This is a genomic window from Anaeromyxobacter oryzae, from assembly GCF_023169945.1.
Lineage (GTDB): Bacteria > Myxococcota > Myxococcia > Myxococcales > Anaeromyxobacteraceae > Anaeromyxobacter > Anaeromyxobacter oryzae.
Window position 1 is genome coordinate 4,146,136 of sequence record NZ_AP025591.1, and the last position, 20,841, is coordinate 4,166,976.

At 74.0% G+C, this 20,841-nt stretch carries 15 protein-coding genes; 6 read left to right on the forward strand and 9 right to left on the reverse strand.

The window, feature by feature from the left end:
- Positions 1-7: 7 nt before the first annotated feature.
- The 3 genes from AMOR_RS18130 to AMOR_RS18140 are packed head-to-tail and all read right to left on the reverse strand — an operon-like array spanning position 8 to position 1,978.
- Complete coding sequence (locus AMOR_RS18130) at positions 8-346, reverse strand: hypothetical protein (protein WP_248353037.1); 339 nt, start codon at positions 344-346, stop codon at positions 8-10.
- Positions 346-1,476 (reverse strand): porin family protein, encoded by a 1,131-nt coding sequence (locus tag AMOR_RS18135; protein WP_248353038.1) that lies wholly within the window; start codon positions 1,474-1,476, stop codon positions 346-348. The genes AMOR_RS18130 and AMOR_RS18135 overlap by 1 nt, the downstream gene beginning before the upstream one ends.
- Positions 1,469-1,978 (reverse strand): hypothetical protein, encoded by a 510-nt coding sequence (locus AMOR_RS18140; protein ID WP_248353039.1) that lies wholly within the window; start codon positions 1,976-1,978, stop codon positions 1,469-1,471. The genes AMOR_RS18135 and AMOR_RS18140 overlap by 8 nt, the downstream gene beginning before the upstream one ends.
- A gap of 301 nt (positions 1,979-2,279) precedes the next feature.
- Here AMOR_RS18140 and AMOR_RS18145 point away from each other — a divergent pair, with 301 nt between their 5' ends.
- On the forward strand, positions 2,280-4,913 hold the full coding sequence (locus AMOR_RS18145) for a multiheme c-type cytochrome (protein WP_248353040.1): 2,634 nt from the start codon (positions 2,280-2,282) through the stop codon (positions 4,911-4,913).
- Positions 4,914-5,091: 178 nt separating this feature from the next.
- On the opposite strand, the gene AMOR_RS18150 is transcribed toward AMOR_RS18145, so the two are convergent.
- Both AMOR_RS18150 and AMOR_RS18155 read right to left on the reverse strand, forming a co-directional pair.
- Positions 5,092-6,633: an ammonia-forming cytochrome c nitrite reductase subunit c552 gene (locus tag AMOR_RS18150; protein ID WP_248353041.1), complete on the reverse strand. Its 1,542-nt coding sequence runs from the start codon at positions 6,631-6,633 to the stop codon at positions 5,092-5,094.
- A gap of 242 nt (positions 6,634-6,875) precedes the next feature.
- The gene (locus tag AMOR_RS18155; protein WP_248353042.1) at positions 6,876-8,279 is read right to left on the reverse strand and encodes a sugar transferase; all 1,404 of its coding nucleotides are present in this window, start codon (positions 8,277-8,279) and stop codon (positions 6,876-6,878) included.
- A 360-nt stretch (positions 8,280-8,639) separates the two neighbouring features.
- Between AMOR_RS18155 and AMOR_RS18160 the strand changes: the two genes are divergently transcribed.
- The 5 genes from AMOR_RS18160 to AMOR_RS18180 are packed head-to-tail and all read left to right on the forward strand — an operon-like array spanning position 8,640 to position 14,701.
- Complete coding sequence (locus AMOR_RS18160) at positions 8,640-9,317, forward strand: polysaccharide biosynthesis/export family protein (protein WP_248353043.1); 678 nt, start codon at positions 8,640-8,642, stop codon at positions 9,315-9,317.
- Between the two features lie 3 nt (positions 9,318-9,320).
- Positions 9,321-10,619, forward strand: a complete 1,299-nt coding sequence (locus AMOR_RS18165; RefSeq protein ID WP_248353044.1) for a hypothetical protein — start codon at positions 9,321-9,323, stop codon at positions 10,617-10,619.
- On the forward strand, positions 10,616-12,286 hold the full coding sequence (gene xrtE, locus AMOR_RS18170; protein ID WP_248353045.1) for an exosortase E/protease, VPEID-CTERM system: 1,671 nt from the start codon (positions 10,616-10,618) through the stop codon (positions 12,284-12,286). Before AMOR_RS18165 ends, xrtE begins: the two co-directional genes overlap by 4 nt.
- A gap of 31 nt (positions 12,287-12,317) precedes the next feature.
- Positions 12,318-13,712: a hypothetical protein gene (locus AMOR_RS18175; RefSeq protein ID WP_248353047.1), complete on the forward strand. Its 1,395-nt coding sequence runs from the start codon at positions 12,318-12,320 to the stop codon at positions 13,710-13,712.
- A complete protein-coding gene (locus AMOR_RS18180; RefSeq protein WP_248353049.1) occupies positions 13,709-14,701 on the forward strand; it encodes a glycosyltransferase family 2 protein in 993 nt (330 codons plus the stop codon). The genes AMOR_RS18175 and AMOR_RS18180 overlap by 4 nt, the downstream gene beginning before the upstream one ends.
- 27 nt (positions 14,702-14,728) lie before the next feature.
- Here AMOR_RS18180 and AMOR_RS18185 read toward each other — a convergent pair whose 3' ends face one another.
- The 4 genes from AMOR_RS18185 to AMOR_RS18200 form a co-directional block, all read right to left on the reverse strand.
- Positions 14,729-16,336, reverse strand: a complete 1,608-nt coding sequence (locus AMOR_RS18185) for a glycosyltransferase family 39 protein (RefSeq protein ID WP_248353051.1) — start codon at positions 16,334-16,336, stop codon at positions 14,729-14,731.
- A gap of 212 nt (positions 16,337-16,548) precedes the next feature.
- Positions 16,549-18,345, reverse strand: coding sequence for a right-handed parallel beta-helix repeat-containing protein (locus AMOR_RS18190; RefSeq protein WP_248353053.1), 1,797 nt, complete (start codon positions 18,343-18,345; stop codon positions 16,549-16,551).
- 174 nt (positions 18,346-18,519) lie between these two features.
- A complete protein-coding gene (locus AMOR_RS18195; RefSeq protein WP_248353055.1) occupies positions 18,520-19,563 on the reverse strand; it encodes a polysaccharide deacetylase family protein in 1,044 nt (347 codons plus the stop codon).
- Positions 19,560-20,834 (reverse strand): glycosyltransferase, encoded by a 1,275-nt coding sequence (locus tag AMOR_RS18200; protein ID WP_248353057.1) that lies wholly within the window; start codon positions 20,832-20,834, stop codon positions 19,560-19,562. Before AMOR_RS18200 ends, AMOR_RS18195 begins: the two co-directional genes overlap by 4 nt.
- Positions 20,835-20,841: the final 7 nt, after the last annotated feature.

A 20,841-nucleotide genomic window follows, 5' to 3' on the forward strand; every position in this document is an offset into this window, starting at 1 on the left:
AGAGACCTCAGTAACCCTGCTTGTTCGCGTGGTACTTCAGGAAATCGTAGATCTGCGCCGCCTGCTCCTCGTTGATGCCGGAGTTCGGTCGCCGGATCATGCGCTTCAGGTAGCGCTTCCAGTCGCCGGCGCTGTAGTGCGCGTTCACCGACCGCGCGAGCGGGTGGCACTTCACGCACTTGGCGGCGTAGACGCCGTAGTTCTTCTGCTGCTCGCCCGGATAGGACGCGACGTCGATCCGGTCCGGACCGTTGTCGCGCGGATCCGGGGGCGCCTTCTCCCCGTTCCCCGTGAGCAGGAGACCGGCGAGCGCGGCGGCCGCGCCGGCCATGGCGATGACGTTCATCAGAAGGCCCCTCCGAACCCTACGTGCCACGACTGGAAGGCGCCGAAGTCCGTGGGCTGCCAGTACTCCCACGACGCCTTGATGTAGACCGCCTGGGCGGGCGTGATCATCAGGCCGCCGGTGTACCGGACGATCCGGCTGTCCGTCGAGAGCTGAGCGCTCGAGCCCGGCAGCGGCATGCCGTTCCGGCGCAGCTCGTCGTACCGGTAGACGACGTTCAGGTGGCCGCCGAGCGGGTGCTCGAGCTCGGCGTACCAGCCCTGCTTGTCGAACCAGTCGTCGATCATGTCGTAGCGGTAGGTCGCGTTCGGATCGAGGTCGGTCCGCCGCGTCGCGTACTCGCCCCGCATCGTGAACGGGCCGAGCTTCATCGTCGCGTCGGCGCCCCACATCACGTAGGCGAGCTTCGCGGCCTTGTCGTACCGGCCGGCGGTGAAGGAGCCGCCGAGGGAGATGTCGCCGATGAAGCTGTCGCCATCCGAGGCGTAGGTGACCGCCATGCGGCCGCCGCCGGCGGGCTCGTTGTTGTTGTCGGTGTAGGGCGACGCGCGCATCGCCATCCAGTCGAGGTCGTTCGAGCCCTTGAGGCCGGCGACGGCGTACGCGCCGTACCAGACCTGGAGCTTCGAGCCGAGCCAGGCGACGCCGTAGAGGAGGGCGCCCGTGTCCGTGTACGGCTGCGGGATCACGCCGAGGTTCATCGCCGTCCGCTCGCCATACGCCATGCGGCCCATGTCGTAGATGAGCGGCGCGGACGCGGTGCGGTGGCCCGACGGATCCACGCGCTGCGCGTACTCGCCGAACGGCACCGGGATCCGGCCGAACTGGACGTTGAACCAGGACTTCGGCTGCCAGTCGAGGTAAGCGTGCTCGAGCTCGAAGCCGTGGCAGGTCGCGCAGGCCTTGGCGGAGAACGAGAGATCGTCGTGGATGTCGACGCCGACCTTGAGCGAGGCCTCCGGGCCGATGCCGTCGGGGGCGCGCGTGCGGGCGGTCTGGTCCGGGATGCCCCAGTAGTCCACGTACACGGAGCCTGAAACCTGGACGTTGCTGTCCTTCGCACGCGCCGCCGGCGCCGCGGCGACGGCCAGCAGCGCGGCGACGGCGAGGCGGATGCGGATCTCAGTCATTCGGCGCTCCGTTGGCGATCCACGCTTCGATCGCGGCGATGTCGGCCTCGTCGAGGGCCGCCTCGCCGATGGGCATCACGGTCGCGATCCCGCCCGCGCTGCCGGCGGTCCCGCGGAGCTTCATCACGAGGTAGCTCCGCTCCGGCGCGAACGGCTCCACGAGCTGGGTTCCGGAGGCTTGCTGCGACGGGACGCCGACGAGGGCGCTCCACGCGAGATCCGCGTCGAGGGTCGGCTCGGCCGGCGGCGGGCTCCCGGAGTGGCAGGCGGACGTGGCGCAGCGCGGGACGAGGATGTCCTGGGCGATCGACGAGAAGGACTTCGCCTGCGCCGTGCCGGCGTCGTTCAGCGCGCCGACCTTGCGCTGCGGCTCGCACGCGGCGATCGACAGCGCGGCGACCGCCGCGAGCAGCGCGACCGCAACGGGTGTCGCGCGCTGGGCCGCGACCGCACGTTTGCCGTTCAGTGAATGACCGGACGGCATGGTGCCGCCGATGCGCATGGCCCCGACCTCCCACGCCCCGACGCGGTTCGGCTGTTCGCGGCGTGGCGTTCTGCGCATCGTAGGCGGTAATCCCGTGTGGGTGTCAATTCTGTCAATGTGCCGTGGGATGGGGGATTTCCCCCACCCGGACCCATGGGTCAGGTTGCCGCACAGGTGCCACGTTCGCGGGGCGACCTCCGAGTACCTGTTCCCGGCCGGGTCGTGGCAAGCTGCGGACCGTCGCGCGCGTCGATCTGCCCGCGCTGCGCCTCCCGGGCGCGGCGGCGACGCAGACCGGGGGTGCGCGCAGGAGGGTTCGATGCGCTTCGGTTCCACTCCGCGTCTCGCTGCCGGGCTGTGCCTCGCGGCCGCTCTCGCCTGCAAGCAGGAACCGCCGCGCATCGGCGGGGCCGCCGGGACCGCGCCGCCGCCCGTGGGCTACGGCGTGACGATCACCGGCGCCTCCCTGAACGGCAGCGGCGCGGAGCCTCGCCAGGTCTTCGTGAACTTCTCCCTGTCGAAGGACGGGAGCCCGATCACCGGTGCGGCGGCGCAGCTCCAGCCGAGCTGGACGATCGCGGTGCTCGACGTGGAGCCGGTGACCGGCGTCCCCGCCTGGAAGAACCTGCTCTTCACCGGCGCGCAGACGATCGCGACGCTCCCCGTCGCGGGCCCCGGGTCGGACGCAACCTGCACGGATCCCCTCGCGCCGTGCCCCGGCGTGCTCACGAACGTGCAGCAGCCCGGGGTGGACGCGGGCGGGCAGCTCATGGACCACGGCGACGGCACGTTCACCTACGTGTTCGGAAAGACCGTCGCGCCCATCGACCCCGGGACCACCGTCCGCCTCGGCGTTTTCCTCGCGGGCGTCCCGGGCACCTCCCTCACGAGCGCGACGTTCGATTTCCGGCCGGACGGCGGACCGATCCAGTCGCGCGAGCTCGTGCTCGCGAAGAACTGCAACCAGTGCCACGGGGCGGTGAAGGGGCACGGCGGCGTCCGCGTCGGCCCGGACCTCTGCGTCACCTGCCACACCTTCCAGCACGCCGACCCGGACACCATGGACCCGGCGGCGATGGCCGGCGCCGGCGCGACGAAGGCCACGAACCCGAACCCGCTCGAGTTCGGGCGCCTCGTCCACCGCATCCACCGCGGGCGGAACCTCCCGACCCTCTTTCTCGCGAGCAGGTCCGGCCCCGCGGTGCCCCTCGACCCGCCGCCCACCGCGATCGCGGCGCCGTTCGCGACCAACCGCAACGTGGCGGCGACGACGGTCACGCCGCTGCCCGAGTTCTCGGTCGTCGGCGAGCAGGGCAAGAAGCGCACCTTCGGGCACGTCACGGTCCGCGCCGACAACGCGCAGCCGGCGCGCACGGTCCTGCTCGGCGTCGCCTTCCCGCGCGATTACCGGAGCTGCGAGGCGTGCCACGCCGGGGCGAGGCAGGAGTCTGCGGTGAGGACGGAGATCTCGCGGCGGAGCTGCCAGGGCTGCCACCCCGACGTCTGGTTCGGGACCGACGCCCCGGACGCCACGCACCTCGCCCACCCGGGCGGCCCGCAGGCGACGGACGCGGACTGCGGCAAGTGCCATCTCGCCAGCGGCGCCACGCCGTACGTGCCCATCGACACCGCGCACGCCGTCCCGCAGACGACGTCGAAGCTCGACATCCCGGTCCTCGAGATCGTCTCGGTGAAGAGCGTCATGATCGACGGCAGCGTGGTCGACGGGCTCCGCCCCGGGGGGCAGCCGCGGGTCCGGTTCAAGGTGACCGACCGCGCCGGCGCCGTGTCGCCGCTCAACGCGCCGGTCCCGGCATCCGACGCGAACCACCCGATCCCGCGCGCGATCACGTCGCTCACGATCACCGTGGCCGGCCCGAGCACCGACTACCTGCTGGCCTACTCCGGGACTCCGCCCGCGGCGTTCTCGCCGGTGTCCGAGTCCCTCTGCCGGACCGGCGGGCCGACTGCGTGCATCCCGGTCGCCCTCGCCGCGGACGCCGGCGGCGTGTTCGAGTACACCTTCACCAACGACGTCCCGCCGACGGCGAGTGGCACCTGGGCCGTCGCCATGGAGGCGCGGCGCTCCGCGGCGCCCCAGCAGTACAACGCCGCGAAGGCGGCGACCGCCACGACGGACGCCGTCCCCTCGTCGCTCACGATGCCGCTCGTGTGGCCGTACACCGGCGAGACCATCAGCGAGTTCGCGGACAACCCGATCGCCTACTTCGACCTGGCCGGCGGCACGCCCGAGCCGCGCCGGATGGTCATCGCGCAGGAGGGCTGCGACGCCTGCCACCAGCGGCTCGTGTTCCACGGCGGCAGGCACCAGGTGCAGTACTGCGTGATGTGCCACACGGCCGACCGCACCGACTGGAACCGCCGGCCGAAGGACCCCGCCACCGGCAACGTGAACCTCTCGACGGTCTTCACGTGGACGCCGCCGTTCAACTCCACGTCCTACGGCACCAACGACAACGTCGAGGAGCGGACCTACCACTTCAAGGTCTACATGCACCGGGTCCACACCGGCGGGCGCTCCGGCCCGGCGGAGCTCTCGGCGCTCGCGCCCTTCCTCGCGTACACCGGCAACGGCTCCACCGGCGCCAAGTTCCGCGACGAGGTGCTCTACCCCGGGAACCTCGCGGACTGCACCCGGTGCCACGCGCCGGGCACGTACCGCGTCGAGGCGGTCCCGGCGACCGCGCAGCCCACCGTCTCGAACGAGACCGCGTCGATCCTGCACGCCGCGACCCTCGTCCACACCGACGCCGAGCCGAGGACCCCGCCGGTCCAGGCGGCCTGCCTCGGCTGCCACGGCACGGAGTTCGCCCGGTTCCACGCGGCGCAGTACACGTCCGCGGGCAAGGAGCAGTGCGCCTCCTGCCACGGGAAGAGCGGCGCCCAGGCCGTGGGGAAGGTGCACGGCGTCTGGGATCCGACCGCACCGTGACGCGCACCGTTTCCGTTTCCGTTTCCGTTTCCGTTTCCGTTCACCGTCTCCGCTCGACGTGACCCGAATCCCGTGTCCCGTGTCCCGTCCCCGACGGGAACGGGACAGGGACACGGGAGGCGGGAGGCGGCAGCGGGCGCGGTGACGGCAACGGGCACCGCAACCGCAACCGCCGCGCCTACCTCCTCGGCTGCGCGCCCGGGGCGGGCTGCGGCTCGGGGTGGAGCGGCTGCGCGGGCGCGCCGGGCGCGGCCGGCGCGGTCGACTGGTTGGGTCCGGGCGCCGCGGTCGGCACGGACACCACCGCGACGGTCGGCTTGAAGCTCGGGTCCCGGATCGCGAGCTGGCCCTGGCGCGAGTAGTCGATGGACTGCGCGAGGATCCGGAGGGCCTCCTGCGGCGCGTGGAAGCCGGTCGAGTTCTCCGCCTCGACGAAGTCCAGGTAGAACTGGGCTCGGCGCTGGAGGTAGCGCGGCGTGACGAGCTGCTCGTCGGTCTTCCCTCCGGCCTTCGCCTTCTCGAGATCGGAGATGAGGAGCATGAGCGAGTCCATCGCCGTGTTCCGCAGGGCGAAGAAGCGGTCCTGCTCCCGCTCGACCCGCGCCTTGAGCTCGTCCGGCTTCACGTCGGCGTGGCACCTCGTGCAGGACGCCTGGATCTTGAGGAGCGGGCTGTTCACCTGGTGATCGGTGATCTTCTGCCCCTTGTACGTGATCTCCGGCATGTGGCAGTCGACGCAGGTGACGCCCGAGCGGCCGTGGATCCCCTGGTTCCACATCTCGAACTCGGGGTGCTGGGCCTTCAGCACCGGCGCGCCGGTGATCTTGTGGACCCAGTCCTTGAACGCGATCCGGTCGTAGTAGTCCTGGATCTGGTCGACCTGGATCCCGTTCGCCCAGGGATACGTGAGCTGCTTGTCGCTGCCCTTGAAGTAGTACTCGACGTGGCACTGCCCGCAGACGAACGCGCGCATCTCCTTCTGCGACGCCTGCTTGTTCACGTCGTAGTCCTTCACGCCCTGCGACTCCTTCCAGGCGCGGATGCCCTCCATGAAGCCGGGCTTGGTGACGCGGAGCTGCATCGTCGCGGGATCGTGGCAGTCGATGCACGCGACCGGGTGCGAGACGAGCTTCCGCGCGTCCATGTACGCCATCGCGTTCATCTTGTGGAACCCGGCCACCGGGTCGCCGTCGCCGAGCTTCCGGTACGGGATGACCGTCGACGCGTGGCACTGCATGCAGGACCCGGGCTGCTTCACCACGGCCTGCCGCTTCGTGAAGGTCTGGTCCTCGAGCATGTACGCGTGCCCGCGCTCCTCGCGGAAGTCCACGCTGAACGCGTAGCCGGCCCACATCGTCTTGAGCCGCGGATCCTCCTCGATCTTCTCCTGCGAGACGACCGACCGGGGGTCGGCCTCGTCCGGCGTGCGCGGGAGCGCCTCGGAGCCGCCGTACTTGGTGCGGACCTGGTCGACGGTCTTGAGGTAGGTCTCGTACTCGAGGGGATACTCCTGCCCCCAGATCGCCGGGTCCTCGGTGTCCTCGGTGATGGCGGGCTTCGGCGCCACCTTCTTCTCCGCGGGCTTCGCGCCCTTCTTCGCAGCGGGCGCGGTCTTCCTCGGCGCCGCCTCCTTCGTCTGCGCGCCGGCCGCGAGCGTGGTGCCGGCGAGGAGGGCGGCGAGGCCGATCCCGGCGGCTCGGAGGTGAGTCTTCTCGGTCATGAGTGCTGTCCTCGGGGTTGGAGCGTGGAGCAGGGCTCGGGTGAGCCCGTCCCCCGCGACGCAAGCCCTTTGCCAGATCCCGGCGCGCGTGACGAGCGGAACTCCTGCTGACGCCCCGCGCGGAGACGCGGGCGGACGGCCGGGCGTCCGGACGAGGTCCGGCGGCGATCGGATGCGGGCATCCGACGGCCGCCGGCGAGCTGCGGCCCCACGGGCGCGCAGGAGGGCGATGGGCCGCCGCCTCAGCGGGCGCCGCGGGAGGTGAACACCGCCGGGATCGTCTGGATGCAGATCTGCACGTCGCGCCAGAGCGACCACTCGTCGATGTACTGCAGGTCGAGCTCCATCCACTGATCGAAGTCGATCTCGTTGCGGCCGCTCACCTGCCAGCTGCACGTGATGCCCGGCTTCACGGAGAGGCGCCGCCGCTGCCACCGCTTGTACTGGCGAACCTCCGCCGGGATCGGGGGCCTGGGCCCGACGACGCTCATCTCGCCCTTCAGCACGTTCCAGAACTGTGGCAGCTCGTCGAGGGAGGCGCGGCGGATGAACCGCCCGACGCCCGTGATCCGCGGATCGTCCCTCATCTTGAACACCGGCCCGGACATCTCGTTCCGCGCGAGCAGCGCCTCGAGCCGCGCCTCGGCGTCGACGTGCATGCTGCGGAACTTCACCATCGAGAAGAGGCGCCCGTTCAGCCCGACGCGGCGCTGCCGGAAGAAGACGGGCCCGGGGGAGTCGAGCTTGATGGCCACGGCCAGCGCCAGGAGGAGCGGGGAGAGGAGCAGGAGGACCGTCGCGCTCACCGCCACGTCGAAGGCGCGCTTGACCGCGAGCGCGACGGTGTCCGAGGGCGTGCGGCTGAAGGCGAGCATCGGCAGGCCGTCGAGATCCTCGACCGTCATGCGCGACGTGCCGTGCCGGAAGACGCCGAGCGAGACCTGCGCCTCGACCCCGAACAGCTCGCACTGCTCGATTGCGGCCTCGAGCGCCGACAGGCGATCCCGGGGGACCGCGAAGATCACGCGATCGAGGACCTCGCGCTCGAGGATCGCGCCGAGCTCCGAGACCTTCCCGAGCACCGGCCCGCGGCTCCGCGCGCCGTCCTCGTCGAGCTCGACGAAGCCGGCGAGGGCGAAGCCCCACTCCCGGTGCGCGGCGATGGTGTCGACGATCTCGCGAGCGAGCCCGCCCGTCCCCACCACCGCGTAGCGGCGGGCGCCGGGGCCCCTCCGGCGCGCGACGTGCGCGACGAGCCGTCCGAGGACGCGGTGGCCGAGCATCACGACGGCGGCGCACGCGAGGAACAGCAGGATGAGGAGGCGCGAGAGCGCGTCCTTCGAGAAGAACGCGACGGCGGCCGCGGCGAGCCCGACGAGCGCAAGGGAGACCAGCACGCGCGCGGTCTCCGATCCGGCCAGCGTCCCGTCGGGCCGCTCGTACACGCGCGTGAGCGAGGCGGCGATGCCCCAGAGGACGAGCGCGACCGCGAGCGGGAGCCCCAGCTCGTCGAGCGGCGGCAGCCGGGTCGTCGGGAGGAACACGAGGCCATACGCACGGTGAGCGAGCGGCAGCGCGAGGAGGAGCGCCACGAGATCGAACACCAGCGCACCCGCGCTTCGTGCAAGTGCGGAATGCTTCGTCATGGTCCCGTTCCCCCCCCGAGGAACTCGCGGTGATGGGCTCGAAGTAGCACCGGCTCCCGAGGCCGGCGCGTGCCCTTGTGTGTTCGGGTGGGCCCCACGACGCCACGACAGCGCTTGACGCACGCCCTCAAGGCCGAGCCCGCGCGTGTTCGATCGACGATCACGAAGGGTGAAGGCGCGGCGGAGCGTCGCTGCCCGAGCGGACATGCGCTGGAGACGCTCACCCGGAGAGGAGAGAGAGGGCCCCAAGAAAGGGCGCGGAGCGTCGGCCGCACCGCACGGCGGTAACATGCCGCCCATCGCAGCACGGCAACGCCGGCGGAGAGCCGGCCGGGGGGGGGCCGTAGGCCCCGTGCACTCATGGAAAGACACGCGTCGCTCGGGCGGCCGGAGCGCCGGTCCGCGCGCTCGAGGCAGGGCGTCCTCCGCCGGCTCGCGCCGATCGTCATCGGTTTCGTGCTGCTGGCGTGCGGCCACGGCCGCAACCGCGAGTACCTCTGGGCCAGCGAGGTGCCCGACGAGCAGGCGCGGACGGGCGGTGAATACCGGATCGTGGAGGGCGACGTCGTCTCGGTGCGCGTCTGGCAGCAGGACACCATGTCCGCCGAGCGGATCCGCGTCCGCGAGGACGGGAAGATCTCGGTGCCCTTCCTCCAGGACGTCGACGCGGCGGGCGTGACCCCGGCCGACCTCTCGAACCGGCTACGGACGAAGCTGCAGAGCTACGTGGTGAACCCGGTCGTCACCGTGACCGTCGTGGAGCCGCGGCCGATGCGGGTCTCCATCGTCGGCGAGGTCTTCCGGCCGGGCATCTACGACCTCGAGCGCGGCGCCGGCATCCTGAACGCGATCGCCGCGGCGGGCGGCCTCGGGGACTACGCGCACCGGGACCGGATCTACCTCCTCCGCCGCGGCTACTGGGCGGACGGGAACCCGGCGCCCGTCCGCATCCGGTTCCGCTGGGACGCGCTCTCGCGCGGCGAGCGTGGGTGGGCGACGTTCCAGCTCCGGCCGGGCGACGTCGTCGTCGTCGAGTAGCAGATGCTCGGCGCGCTCGTCACCGTCGCCGCGCTCGTGCTCGGGGCGCCCGGCGTCGACCTCCGCGCCGGCGTCGACGCGCTCGAGCGGACCCGCGTCACCACGGTGGCCGGCGAGAGCCTCACGACGACCGCGATCGAGGCCACGCCGGCGGCGGCCCTGGACCTCCGCGGCGTCGATCTCGACGTGGGCGCGGGGTACGCGCCCGTCCTGCGCGTGCCGCAGGTCGAGGGCGCCGCCGAGCTCGACGTCCTCCACCGCGGCGACCTCCACCTCCTCGCGCGCCTCTCGCCGACGTGGCGCGCCTACGCGGCGGTCGGCGGCGAGGCCGGGACGACCGACCTGAGGACGAGCACCGGCAGCCCCGGCGTGGCGAGCCCGGTCCCGACGCTCGCGATCGTGCGGACGGCGAGGATCGAGGGGCGCGGGTACGTCGAGGGCCGGCTCGATCCGCGAACGATCGGCGCGGTCCGGGTGCGCGTGACCGCGGGCGGCGGCGACGACCTGGCTTCGCGCGTCCTCGTCCCGGTCCAGCAGACCCTCGAGGCCGAGGGGCGCATCGCCTGGAACGCGACCCGGCACGACGTCCTCGCGACGCGCCTCGACGCGGGCACCGGGCGGACGCCTGCCACCGGGGCGCTGTACCGGTACGCGACGCTGAGCAGCGGGCTCGCCCACCGCTACTCGCCCGCGCTCGAGGCCTCGGGCGCCGTCGGCGTGTCGTGGCTGCGCAGCGTCGAGTATCCCGACCGCCATCTCTCTGGCCTGGAGCCCGCGGGGGAGGCGGCGATCACGCACAGCCTCCAGCGTCCGGCCCGGATCGACACGCGCCTCGAGGTCCGGCTCGCTCCGTACCTGGACCCCCTCGTCGGCGGCGCGAACCAGCGGCTGCACGCCGCGGCCTCGTCGATGTGGCAGATCTCGACGCAGTGGAAGGTCGCGGCGCGCGGCGCGATGGGGCGGTCGTTGACCGGCGCCCAGCGCGCGTTCGACTCGTTCGCCGAGGTCCGCCTGGACTGGGCGCCGGCGGAGCGGCTCGGGTTCGGGATCGGCGCGACCAGCGACTGGCAGCGCGCCCGGCCCGGGACCGGGCTCCCCGCCTACACCGAGTACGGCGTGTTCGTCTCGGCGCGGTTCGAGTACGGCCCGCGCGTGCCCCGCGCGGCGAGGAGGCCGGGGAGCGATCTCGGGAACGGGCACGGGAGCCGCGAGGGGGACGATTCCGCCGGGACGCCGGGCGGAGGCGGCGCCGCGCCGGCCGGGCGCGGCGACGCGCGCGGAGGGGGGGAGCCCACGCCATGAGCGCCCCGCCGCTGCCGCTCGCGCCGCCCGGCGGCGCCCCGTCCGCCTCCGGTGCCACCGCGGACCGGTCCGGTGCCCTGCGCTGGGGGCTTCCCGCCGCGCTGCTCGCGGCCGAGTACCTGGCGCTGTCGATCCTGGTGGACCTGCCGCTCGACGGTCCGTACATGCCGGTCGTGCGCACGCTCCGGCTCGCGGTGCCCGTCGCGCTCGGCGCCGCGGTGGGCGGCGTGCTCCTCGCTCGCGGGTCCCGCTCCGCCGAGCCGGGGCCGGCGGCGCCGCTGCCGGCGTGGCGGCCGGGGCCGGCGCTCGCCGTCCAGGTGGCGGCCTTCGCGGCGGCGGCTGCGCTCACGCGGCGGATCCTGGCGGAGGGCGCGCCGCCGCTCACCGGCGGGGCGCTCGCCGCGTGGCTCGCGATCCTCGTCGCGGTGGTCCTCCTCGCCGTCCGCACGGCCGCCCCGCTCGCGTGGGTGGCGCGCCGGGTCGTGACGCGCTGGCGGACGCCGCTGCTCGCGCTCGCCGCCGGGCTGCTCGCGTGGCGGGGCGCGCTCGAGGCGGAGCGGCTCTGGGGCGTCCTCTCGGAGGGGACGCTCCGGGGCGCCGCGGCGCTGCTCCGGCTCGGTGCGGCCCCCGTGACGGTCGAGCTCGAGGAGCGGCTCATCGGCGTCGGCGGCTTCGACGTGGAGATCTCCGAGGTCTGCTCGGGAGTGGACGGGCTCGGGCTCGTGCTCGTGTTCCAGGCGGTCTGGATCGCGACGAGCCGCGATCGCGTCCGGCTCCCGCGCGCGCTCGTGCTGCTTCCGCTCGGCGCGGCGGCGGCGCTCGCCGCGAACGTGCTGCGGATCGCGGCGCTCGTGCTCCTCGGCGCGTCGGGCCGCGAGGCGCTCGCGCTGGGCGGCTTCCACTCGCGCGCCGGCTGGGTCCTCTTCACGGCGGTGGCGCTGGGGAGCGTCGCGCTCGCCGAGCGGGCGGCGTGGCTGCGCCGCGCGCCGGCACCGCGCCCGGACGCGACGGCAGCGGCCGCGTCCGTCGCCGCGCCGGGCGTGCCCGCGGCGGCAGCGGCGTACGTCGCCCCGCTCCTCGGGGCGATCGCGACCGCGCTCGTGACCGGGGCGTGGAGCGAGGGCGCGCTCGACCGCGCGTACGGCGCGCGGATCCTGGTGGCCGGGATCGCCCTGCTGCTCGTCCGCCGGTCGCTGTCGCCCCCCGTGCTGTCCTGGTCGTGGCCGCCGGTGCTCCTCGCGGGCGCCGTGGCGGTGCCGTGGATCGCCTTCGGCGCGGGCGACGGCGCGGGCCTCGCGGACGCGGTCGCCCGGCTGGGCCCGGCGGAGCGCGCGGCCTGGATCGCGACCCGCGTCGCCGGGTCCTGCCTCGTCGTCCCGCTCGCGGAGGAGCTCGCGTTCCGCGGCTTCCTCTTGCCGTGGCTCGTCTCGCCCGACTTCGAGCGCGTGCCGCCGCGGGCGTGGACGTGGACCGCGGTCGCCCTGTCGTCGCTCGGGTTCGGGCTGCTGCACGGTGGGTGGATCCTGGGGACCGCGGCGGGCGTCGCGTTCGCGATCGCTCGGCTCGTCCGGGGCCGGCTCGGGGACGCGGTCCTCGCGCACGCGCTCTGCAACGCCGCGATCGCCGCGGCGGTCATGCTGTCCGGCCGATGGGGGCTCTGGTCCTAGGCGCCGGCGCGCCCGGGGCGGGTGGAGAGACATGAACCTCGCGACGCACGCTGCGCTGCTCGGCTGGATCCCGGTCGTGCTCCTGCTGTTCGCGTCGCTGCCGCCGCGCCGCGCGCTCGTCGCGGCGCTCGTGGGCGGGTGGCTGTTCCTGCCGGTCGCCGGATACGACGTCACCGGCTACCACGACAAGCACATGGTGCTCTCGGCGGGGATGCTCGCGGGTGCCGTCGCGTTCGCGCCCGGGCGGCTCGCCGCCTTCCGGCCCCGCCTGGTCGACCTCCCGATGACGATCTGGTGTGCATGGCCGTTCGTGTCCTCCCTCGCGAACGGGCTCGGCGCCTACGAGGGCGGGGCGGCGGTGCTCTTCAACACCGCGCGGTGGGGCGTGCCATGGCTCCTCGGACGCACGCTCCTCGCGGACCGCGGCGGCGTCCGCGCGCTCGCGGTCGGCGTCCTCACGGGCGCGCTCGTGTACGTGCCCCTGTGCCTCTGGGAGATCCGGATGAGCCCGCAGCTGCACGCCGCGCTCTACGGCTTCCACCAGCACGCGTTCGACCAGACGGTCCGCTGGGGCGGGACCTTCCGGCCCATGGTCTTCATGCACCACGGCCTGATGGTCGCGCTCTGGATGGCGGTCGGCTCGATCCTGGCGGTCGCGCTCTGGACCCGGCGAACGCTCCGGGACGTCGGCGGGATCGGCATGCCGTGGATCGCGGTGGCGCTCGTCGGGACGACCGTCCTCACCAAGTCTACGGGGGCCGTCGTCCTGCTCGCGGTCGGCGCCTCCGTGCTGCTCCTCGCCGACGGAGCGCGGGTCCGCGCGCTGCTGATCGTGCTCGCCCTCGCCGCCCCCGCGTACATGGCGGTGCGGCTCACGGGCGAGGCCCCGAGGACGGCGGTCCTCGACGCGGCCGCGCGCGTCGCGTCGCCGGTCCGGCTCGCGTCGCTCCGGTTCCGGCTCGCCAACGAGGAGCAGCTCGCCGCGAAGGCGCTGGAGCGGCCCATCACCGGGTGGGGCCGGTACGGCCGCTGGATCGCCTACGACGACCAGGGGCGGGCGGCCACGCCGGACGGGTTCTGGGTGATCGCGCTCGGCCAGTTCGGCCTGGTCGGCCTCGCTGCCATCACGGCAGCGACGGTGCTGCCCGTGGTCCGGCTCGCGGTCCGGCTGCGGCGGCGGCGCGCGGCCGCGCCGGGGGCCGGACCCGCGGTGGCGCTCGGAGTCGTCCTCGCGCTCTTCGCGGTGGACTCGCTGTTCAACGCGATGACCAACCCCGTGTACTTCGTCGCGGGCGGCGCCCTGGCCGGCGTCGACGTCCGGAGCCTGGTCCGGCGGCGGCGCCCGGCGGCAGCTCAGGGCCGCGCGCCGGCGCCGGTCGTCGTCGCCGGCGCGGCGCTCGCGTCGCCCGCGGGGAGCGCGCGGTGACCCGGATCGGCGTCGTGGTGATCGGCCGCAACGAAGGAGAGCGCCTCGCGCGATGCCTCGCCTCGCTCGCGCCCTCTGGCGCGCCGGTCGTGTACGTGGACTCGGGATCGACCGACGGCAGCCCCGCGCTCGCGGCGCGTACGTGCCGCGCGGTCGTGGCGCTCGATCCTGCCGTCCCGTTCACGGCCGCGCGGGCGCGGAACGCGGGGTTCGAGCGGCTGCTCGAGCTCTGCCCGGACCTCGAGCTCGTGCAGTTCGTGGACGGCGACTGCGAGGTGGCCGCGGAGTGGCTCCCGCGGGGCCTCCTGACGCTCGAGACGGAGTCGGGCCTCGCCGTCGTGTTCGGGCGCAGGCGCGAGCGGTTCCCGCGGCGCTCGGTCTGGAACCGGCTCTGCGACATGGAGTGGAACGTGCCCGTCGGGCCGGCGCGGTCCTGCGGGGGTGACGCGCTGATGCGCGTCTCCGCGTTCCGGCAGGTCGGCGGGTTCGACGGGACGCTCATCGCGGGGGAGGAGCCCGAGCTGTGTCTCCGGCTCCGTCGCGCGGGGTGGGGCATCCTCCGCATCGACGCGGAGATGACGCTCCACGACGCTGCGATGACGCGCTTCGGCCAGTGGTGGACGCGCTCGGTCCGGGCCGGCCACGCCTACGCCGAGCGCTGCGCGAAGCATGGCGCTGCGCCGGAGTGGCCCTGGCTCCGGAAGAACGTGAGCATCCTCGTCTCCGGGGGCCTCCTGCCCGCGGTGGCCCTCGTCGCCGTCCCGGCGACGGGCGGCGCGTCGCTCCTGCTCCCGCTCGCGCTGTACGCGACGCAGACGATCCGCTCGTACCGCGCCACCCTCCGCCGCGGCGCGGCGCCGGCGGACGCGTGGCTGTACGCCGCGTTCTCCGTGCTCGCGGCGTTCCCCGAGTGCCAGGGGCAGCTCAAGTACCTCGCCGGGCGCGCTCGCAGCCGGCCGGCGATCCTCATCGAGTACAAGCGATCGTGACGTGGCGGCGGGTCGGCGGCCGCGGGATCACCGCGCCGCGCCCGTCCCGGGCCGCCCGCGGGCGTCGCCGGCGAGCGCGGCGGGCGGGACGCGATCGAACCGGATGAGCTCCAGGTTCCCGGATCGCCACGCGGCGGCCCGCGCGCCCCATCGGTCGAGGTCGGCGAGGGCGGGCTCGAAGCCGTCGCCCGGCGCGGGCGGGAACAGGTGGTGCACCTCGAGGAGGAGCCAGACGCGCTCGAGCCCCTCGAGGCGCGAAACGAGCTCGGCCCGGCGGAGCTCCTCGACGGGGTACCACGGCGCGAGGCGGTCGGGCTTGTCGCCGAACGTGAGGCCCAGCCACGGCCTCGGGACGGGAGCCGCCCGGGTCTCGTACCGGAGCTGCCACGCGAACGGCGCAGGGGCGACGACGAGCGCGTCGGTCGCGGGCGCGAACGCCCGGAGCGGCGCCACGAAGCCCGCTGTGTCGGCGACCTCCGGCGCGGCCGGGTAGAGCGCCGCCGTCCCGCGGAGCGCGACGGCGGCGACGGCGGCGAGGGCCGCGGCGAAGCCGGGCGCGCCGGCCACCCGCCGCACGGCGCAGAGGGCGACGCCGGCGAGCAGGTACCCGAACGGCGTCGTCCAGATCATCGGCCGCACGTAGAACATCGGGCGGACCAGGCTCGCGAGATACAGCAGGAGCGGCTGTCCGACCGCGAAGACGAGCACGAACGCGAGCGCCAGCGGGCGCCTGCGGAGGAGCCACGCCCCGGCGAGCGGCAGCGCGTACAGGACCGGCTTGCTCCACCGCGGGCACGGGTAGAGGCCCATGAGCTGCGACGCCACCCAGCGCGGCGACGACTCCGGGATCCAGAAGTCCGCCAGGACGGAGCGGCACTGCTCGACCGTCACGGCGAGCCACGGCGCGTACAGCGCGACGATCGCCGCGTTCGCCGGGATCCAGCGGTACAGGAACGACACGGGCAGCCGCCGCGACAGGACGAGCGCGGTCACGAGCACGTTCGCGAGCACGACGAGGAGCACGGCCGTGCTGTGCGCGTACACCGCCACCGTCGACGCGGCCACGTACCCGAGCCACCACCGCCACGCTCCGGCGCCCGCGCGCGACGCGCTCGCCTCGCGGCCCGCGTCGCCGTCGCCGTCGGCGAGCCCGCTCGCGCCCCACGCGCTCGCGAGCCGCGCCAGGGCGAGGAGGGCGACGAGGCTCGCCGACGTCAGCAGCGCGTACGCGCGCGCCTCGCGGCCGAAGAAGACGTGGATCTCGGAGATCGCGGTGAGCGCGCACGCGACGAGCGCCGGTCCCGTGCCGGCGAGGCGGCGCCCGAGCGCGTAGACGAGCGGCACGGAGGCGACGCCGAACACGAGCGGCAGCGTCCGGAGCGCCCCGGGCGAGTCGCCGAGGACGAGCCAGGCGCGCTGGAGCAGGTAGTAGAGCGGCGGGTTGGTCTCGGTGCGGTAGTCGGGCCCGAGGAGCCGCGCGACGGGCTCGGTCGCGAACGCGTACGTCGCATACTCGTCCGTGGAGAGGACGGGCCAGGAGAGGCGGAACGCCCGCAGCGCGAGCGCGCCGAGGGTGAGGATCCCGACGAGCGCCCACGCGACCCGAGGTCCGGGTCCGGCATTCCGGCTCGACACGGCACGCCCCCCCGGCGTGGGCGCCAGGCCGCCGCGCGTGCCGCGCGGTGCGCGCTCCTCCGCCGCGGAGGGAGCCTACCATGCGCGGCCGGAGCGCCGATCGCGGCGAGCGCGCGCGCCCCGCGGTACTCCGGCCGTGGACCTCCGGCCGGGTGCCGCGCGCGTCGATCGAGGCGCCGATCGCCGCGGTCGACGCGCGCGCCCGTGCCGGGTCAGTGCCGCTCGAACGCGCCGATGTCCGGGGTCGAGTCGCGCGGAGTGCCGAGGAAGTCGATCGTCGGGGTCGCGCCGCCGCGCGTGGTGCCCGCGTTCACGAGCGGCGACCCTGCGGCCGGCGTGAAGTCGGAGCCGGCGGAGACGAACCAGCTGGACGTCGCCGCCGTCGTGCACGTGTTGAAGGCGTTGTAGGTGACGCCCGCGGTCTGCGGGATGCAGCTCCCGCCGACGACGTACACGGCGTTGTTGTAGATCTCGTGCCCACCGCCGCCGGCGCGCTCGAACGAGATGCCGGAGGCCTGGCCGCCCGTGGAGTAGATGGTGTTGTTGCGGACGACGAGGTTCGTCGTGTCCGCGTCGGAGCCGTTCGTGCCGGTCTGCGGCGCGTAGTTGTTGGGCGTGCCGTAGACCGCGGTGCCGCCCATGGTCGGGCCGGGCATGAGCAGGTTGTTCTCGACCACGCAGCTCTCGCACTGCCCGAGCGCGATGAGCGCGTTCCCCACGTTCCGGATGGTGTTCCCGCGGATCGTCACGTTGCGGAAGTACTCGGGAGGGATCGAGCCGCTCGGCACCTCGGAGTCGCGGAGGATCCCGATCCCCCAGCAGCCGGGGTCGGCGGAGGTGCCGCTCTCCTCGATCGTGTTCCCCTCGATGAGCAGGTTCTGGAACTGGCCGTGGGCCACGATGTGCGTGCCGATGCACCTCCCGTTGCTCTGGGAGGAGCGGGTCGAGTGGTTGCCGCGGATCGTCAGGTTGGTCCCGCCGTCCGTGATCCCCGCGCCGAGGTAGATGGAGTGGTGCCCGACCGCCGTGCCGTTGTTGTCGAACGTGTTGTTCTCGATGCGCCCGTAGTTCGAGCCGCCGATGAACCCCTGCGTCGCGCTGTTCACGATCTGGTTCGACACGACGTAGAGCCGGTCGATCATCGGGCCCACCGCGACGTTGAAGCCGTCGAAGCGGTTGTCGCAGAGCATCACGTCGGAGAGGTTCCGCGTCGCGGTGTAGAAGCCGTACGCGCCGCTGCGGCCGTGCCAGCTGATCCCCTGGAACCGGTAGCCCTTGGTGCCGCCGCTCGCGTTCCAGAAGTCCATCGCGGTGGACGTGATGTCGACGTACGGCCTCGCGCGGCCGCTCGTGCCCGGCGGATCGTAGGCCCGGAGGTCGCAGGTGCTCGTGGCGTTGCACCGCGAGTTCACCCAGTGGGGCGAGGTCGACGCGACGTTGACCCAGCTCCCGCCCTTGCACAGCGCCACGGTGTCGCCCGCGTTCATGCCCCGGAACTGCGCCTGGGCCGCGGAGAAGGTGCGCTTCGGCGCGGAGGGGGACGTCCCCGGATTCGCGTCGTCGCCGGCGGCGCATCCGGCCTGGGCGCCGGAGTCGCAGCTGCAGACGTAGTAGACGGTTCCGGTCGAGCGGATCGGATCGCTCGCGCAGCGGGAGATCGCGTCGCCCGACGTGCCGGCCGGCGGCGGCGGCGCCGGGGGCGGCGTCTGCGCCGCCGCGATCGTGACGGTCGCGACGCTGCTCGCCGTCGTGTCGTTCGCGACGCGCGCCACGATGTGGCACGCCGAGGTCGCCGGCGCCGTCGGCGCGGTGTACACGCCGGCGCTCGTGATCGAGCCGCAGCCACTCGCCTCCTGGATGGACCAGACGACGTCCAGCGCCGCCTGCGCGACGATGCCTGGCGGCGGCATCAACCCGAGCACGTCCTCGGAGCCGGGACCGGAGCCTCCGCACGCGAGCAGGAGCGCGACGACGGCGACGATGGGGGCGAACGAGCGGCGGACGATCATCAGGACCTCGCTTGCTGGGAGCTGAGGGTTCGGGCCGCGCGAGACGCGTACCGATGTCATGGGACAGGCGAGGTCTGTACGCGATTCCCTGGGTCGGAAAAACCCTCCATGGTCGAGGGAAGCGGGTGTGATGTTGGCGCACCTCATCCGACCACGGGTGCGCCGATTCACGCATCACCTCGAGCGCGGCGCGGAGCGGCCCGTGAGCCGCCACGCCAGCCGCGCCGGCGAGAGCGTGCCGCGCGCGGACCGCGACGTACGGCCCTGGATGTCGCAGCGACTGAGCGCGAACTCCGGCGCCGACCGGTCGTTCGGTCCCCATCGCGTCGTGACCGCGCGTGCGTACCCGGCGCGCCGGACGGCCGCGAGCACGCGCGCGTCGTGATCGCCGTTCGGATAGCAGAAGGACTCCACGTCGCACCCGGTGCGGCGCCGCAGGAGGTCGCGCGAGGCGCGCGTCTCGCGCTCCAGCGCCCGGTCGTCGCAGGAGGTCAGGATCGCGTGGGACATCGAGTGCGAGCCGATCTCGTGTCCTGCCGCGGCGAGGGCCCTCACCTGCGTCCACGTCATCATCCCGTCCCACGCCGGCCGCGCCGGCCCGCCGAGCCGCGCCTCCCACCGTGCGACGAACTCCGCCCGCGCGCGGTCGTCGAGGCGCTTCGCGTGATCGAGGGCGCGCCGCACGAGGGCGGCCGCGGGCGCCTCGCCGTCGACGCCCAGCGCCGCCCGGAGCGCCGCCGCCGCGGTGCGGTCGCGGGCGCCCCCGCGCGCGACCGCCCAGGCGAGGCGGTCGTGCCAGAGCGGCTCGCCCGTGTCGACCGCGTCCACCGGGACGAAGAAGGTCGCGGGCACGCCGGCGCGCCCGAGTACCGGCAACGCGTGCTCGAAGTTGTCGCGCTGGCCGTCGTCGAAGGTGACCGCGAGCCACGGCCGGCGGGCGGCCTCGCCCGACGCGAACGCCCGGGACGCGTCGCGGAGGGTGGCGCAGGTGAAGTGATCCGCGAGGAACCGGAGGCACCAGGCCAGCTCCTCCGTCGTGACCGCGAGCGTGTCGATCGGGTACTCACGTGCCAGCTCCGCGGGGAGCACGCGGTGGAACGTGACGATCGTGAGCCGCTCGCGGAGCGCGCGGTCCGGGCGCGTCGCGCCGGTCCGGTAGCACGCCTCGAGGAGCGCGTCGCGCGCCAGGAGGCGCGCGCGGGAGATCGCGGTCGTCATCCGGACCCCGTGGCGCTCGGCGTCCGGGCGCGATGCGCCGCGTCGTGCCGCGCCACCGCGTCGAAGGTCCATTCGGCGCGGCGGCCGTACCAGACGTCCGCGGAGTTCGAGAGGGCGGCGGCGCGGGCCGCGCGCGCGAGCCCGGCGAGGAGGTCGGGCCGGCGCCAGGCCTCCTCGAGGCGCTCCGCCGAGCCGCGGTCGTCGTTCCCGTCGAGCACGACGACGGCCCCGTCCTCGCGGTGGCGCTCCTTCACGTACGGGATGTCGGTCGCGACGAGCGGCAGCCCCGCCGCGTAGCCGTCGAAGATCATCCGCGGCGTCTCCTCGAGCGTCGAGGTGAAGAGCAGCGCGTCGTACGCGCGGAGCCGCCGGAGCAGCTCGGGGCCGTACTCGACGGCGCCGAGGAGGCGGACCCGCCCCGCGAGCGGCGGGACCGCGGCGGCCGCCGCGAGCTCGGCCCGCTGCGGGCCGTCGCCGATCACGTCGAACGTCAGGTCCGCGCCCCGGGAGATCGCGGCGCGGAGGAGGGCGAGCGAGCGGAGCAGCCCCTTTCTCTCGATGAGGCGCCCGCAGTAGACGAAGCGGAGCGGACCGCCCGGCCGCAGCCGTGACACGCGGGCGTCGAGCTCGCCGATCGGGATCACCTCCGCCGTGCGGTAGGACGTGTCGTGGAACGCGCGTGGGTTCCGCGCGAAGCCGGCGTACCGGCGCATCACCGCGGCGCCCTTCAGCAGGCTCAGATCCGCGCGCCGGACCGCCCACCGCCCCATCGCCTCGTAGGCGCGGCCGTACGCCCATCCGCGGAGCCGCTCGCCGGCGGACGCACCGTGCGTCGCCTGCTCCACGGCGTACGGAACGTCCGTGTCCTCGACGAACACGCACGCCGTCCCGCGGCGGACCGCGGCCCGGATCCCCTCGAAGCAGATCGGGCGGTAGACGTCGTTGACGCCCGCGTGCACCACGCGCGCCTCCGCGACGAGCCGGTCGACGTCGTGGACCCACCGGCGCCGCTCCCGGAGCCAGTACTCCCGCGCGCGGCAGCGGACGTCGAAGCTCGGGACGAGCCGGAGGTCGTCGGACGGAGAGACGCGATCGAGGGGCTGCGTCCCGGGGTTCGCCGCGACGGGGAGCGAGGGCGCGAGGACCGTCACCTGGCCGAACAGCCCCTGGAGCGAGTCGCGCAGGAGGAGCAGCGACCGCTTCCAGTCGGTCTGGACGAGCAGCGCGTCGCCGTCGACGAGGATCGGGACGTGGATGGTGAGGAGGTACATGCCGGGC

What these genes read in the sequence shown, in the direction of transcription:
- AMOR_RS18150 (WP_248353041.1), bottom strand. Translation starts at nt 6,633, where the DNA reads ATGACCGAGAAGACTCACCTCCGAGCCGCCGGGATCGGCCTCGCCGCC.
- AMOR_RS18195 (WP_248353055.1), bottom strand. Translation starts at nt 19,563, where the DNA reads ATGACGACCGCGATCTCCCGCGCGCGCCTCCTGGCGCGCGACGCGCTC.
- AMOR_RS18165 (WP_248353044.1), top strand. Translation starts at nt 9,321, where the DNA reads ATGCTCGGCGCGCTCGTCACCGTCGCCGCGCTCGTGCTCGGGGCGCCC.
- xrtE (WP_248353045.1), top strand. Translation starts at nt 10,616, where the DNA reads ATGAGCGCCCCGCCGCTGCCGCTCGCGCCGCCCGGCGGCGCCCCGTCC.
- AMOR_RS18190 (WP_248353053.1), bottom strand. Translation starts at nt 18,345, where the DNA reads ATGATCGTCCGCCGCTCGTTCGCCCCCATCGTCGCCGTCGTCGCGCTC.
- AMOR_RS18130 (WP_248353037.1), bottom strand. Translation starts at nt 346, where the DNA reads ATGAACGTCATCGCCATGGCCGGCGCGGCCGCCGCGCTCGCCGGTCTC.
- AMOR_RS18155 (WP_248353042.1), bottom strand. Translation starts at nt 8,279, where the DNA reads ATGACGAAGCATTCCGCACTTGCACGAAGCGCGGGTGCGCTGGTGTTC.
- AMOR_RS18160 (WP_248353043.1), top strand. Translation starts at nt 8,640, where the DNA reads ATGGAAAGACACGCGTCGCTCGGGCGGCCGGAGCGCCGGTCCGCGCGC.
- AMOR_RS18145 (WP_248353040.1), top strand. Translation starts at nt 2,280, where the DNA reads ATGCGCTTCGGTTCCACTCCGCGTCTCGCTGCCGGGCTGTGCCTCGCG.
- AMOR_RS18140 (WP_248353039.1), bottom strand. Translation starts at nt 1,978, where the DNA reads ATGCGCATCGGCGGCACCATGCCGTCCGGTCATTCACTGAACGGCAAA.
- AMOR_RS18175 (WP_248353047.1), top strand. Translation starts at nt 12,318, where the DNA reads ATGAACCTCGCGACGCACGCTGCGCTGCTCGGCTGGATCCCGGTCGTG.
- AMOR_RS18200 (WP_248353057.1), bottom strand. Translation starts at nt 20,834, where the DNA reads ATGTACCTCCTCACCATCCACGTCCCGATCCTCGTCGACGGCGACGCG.
- AMOR_RS18135 (WP_248353038.1), bottom strand. Translation starts at nt 1,476, where the DNA reads ATGACTGAGATCCGCATCCGCCTCGCCGTCGCCGCGCTGCTGGCCGTC.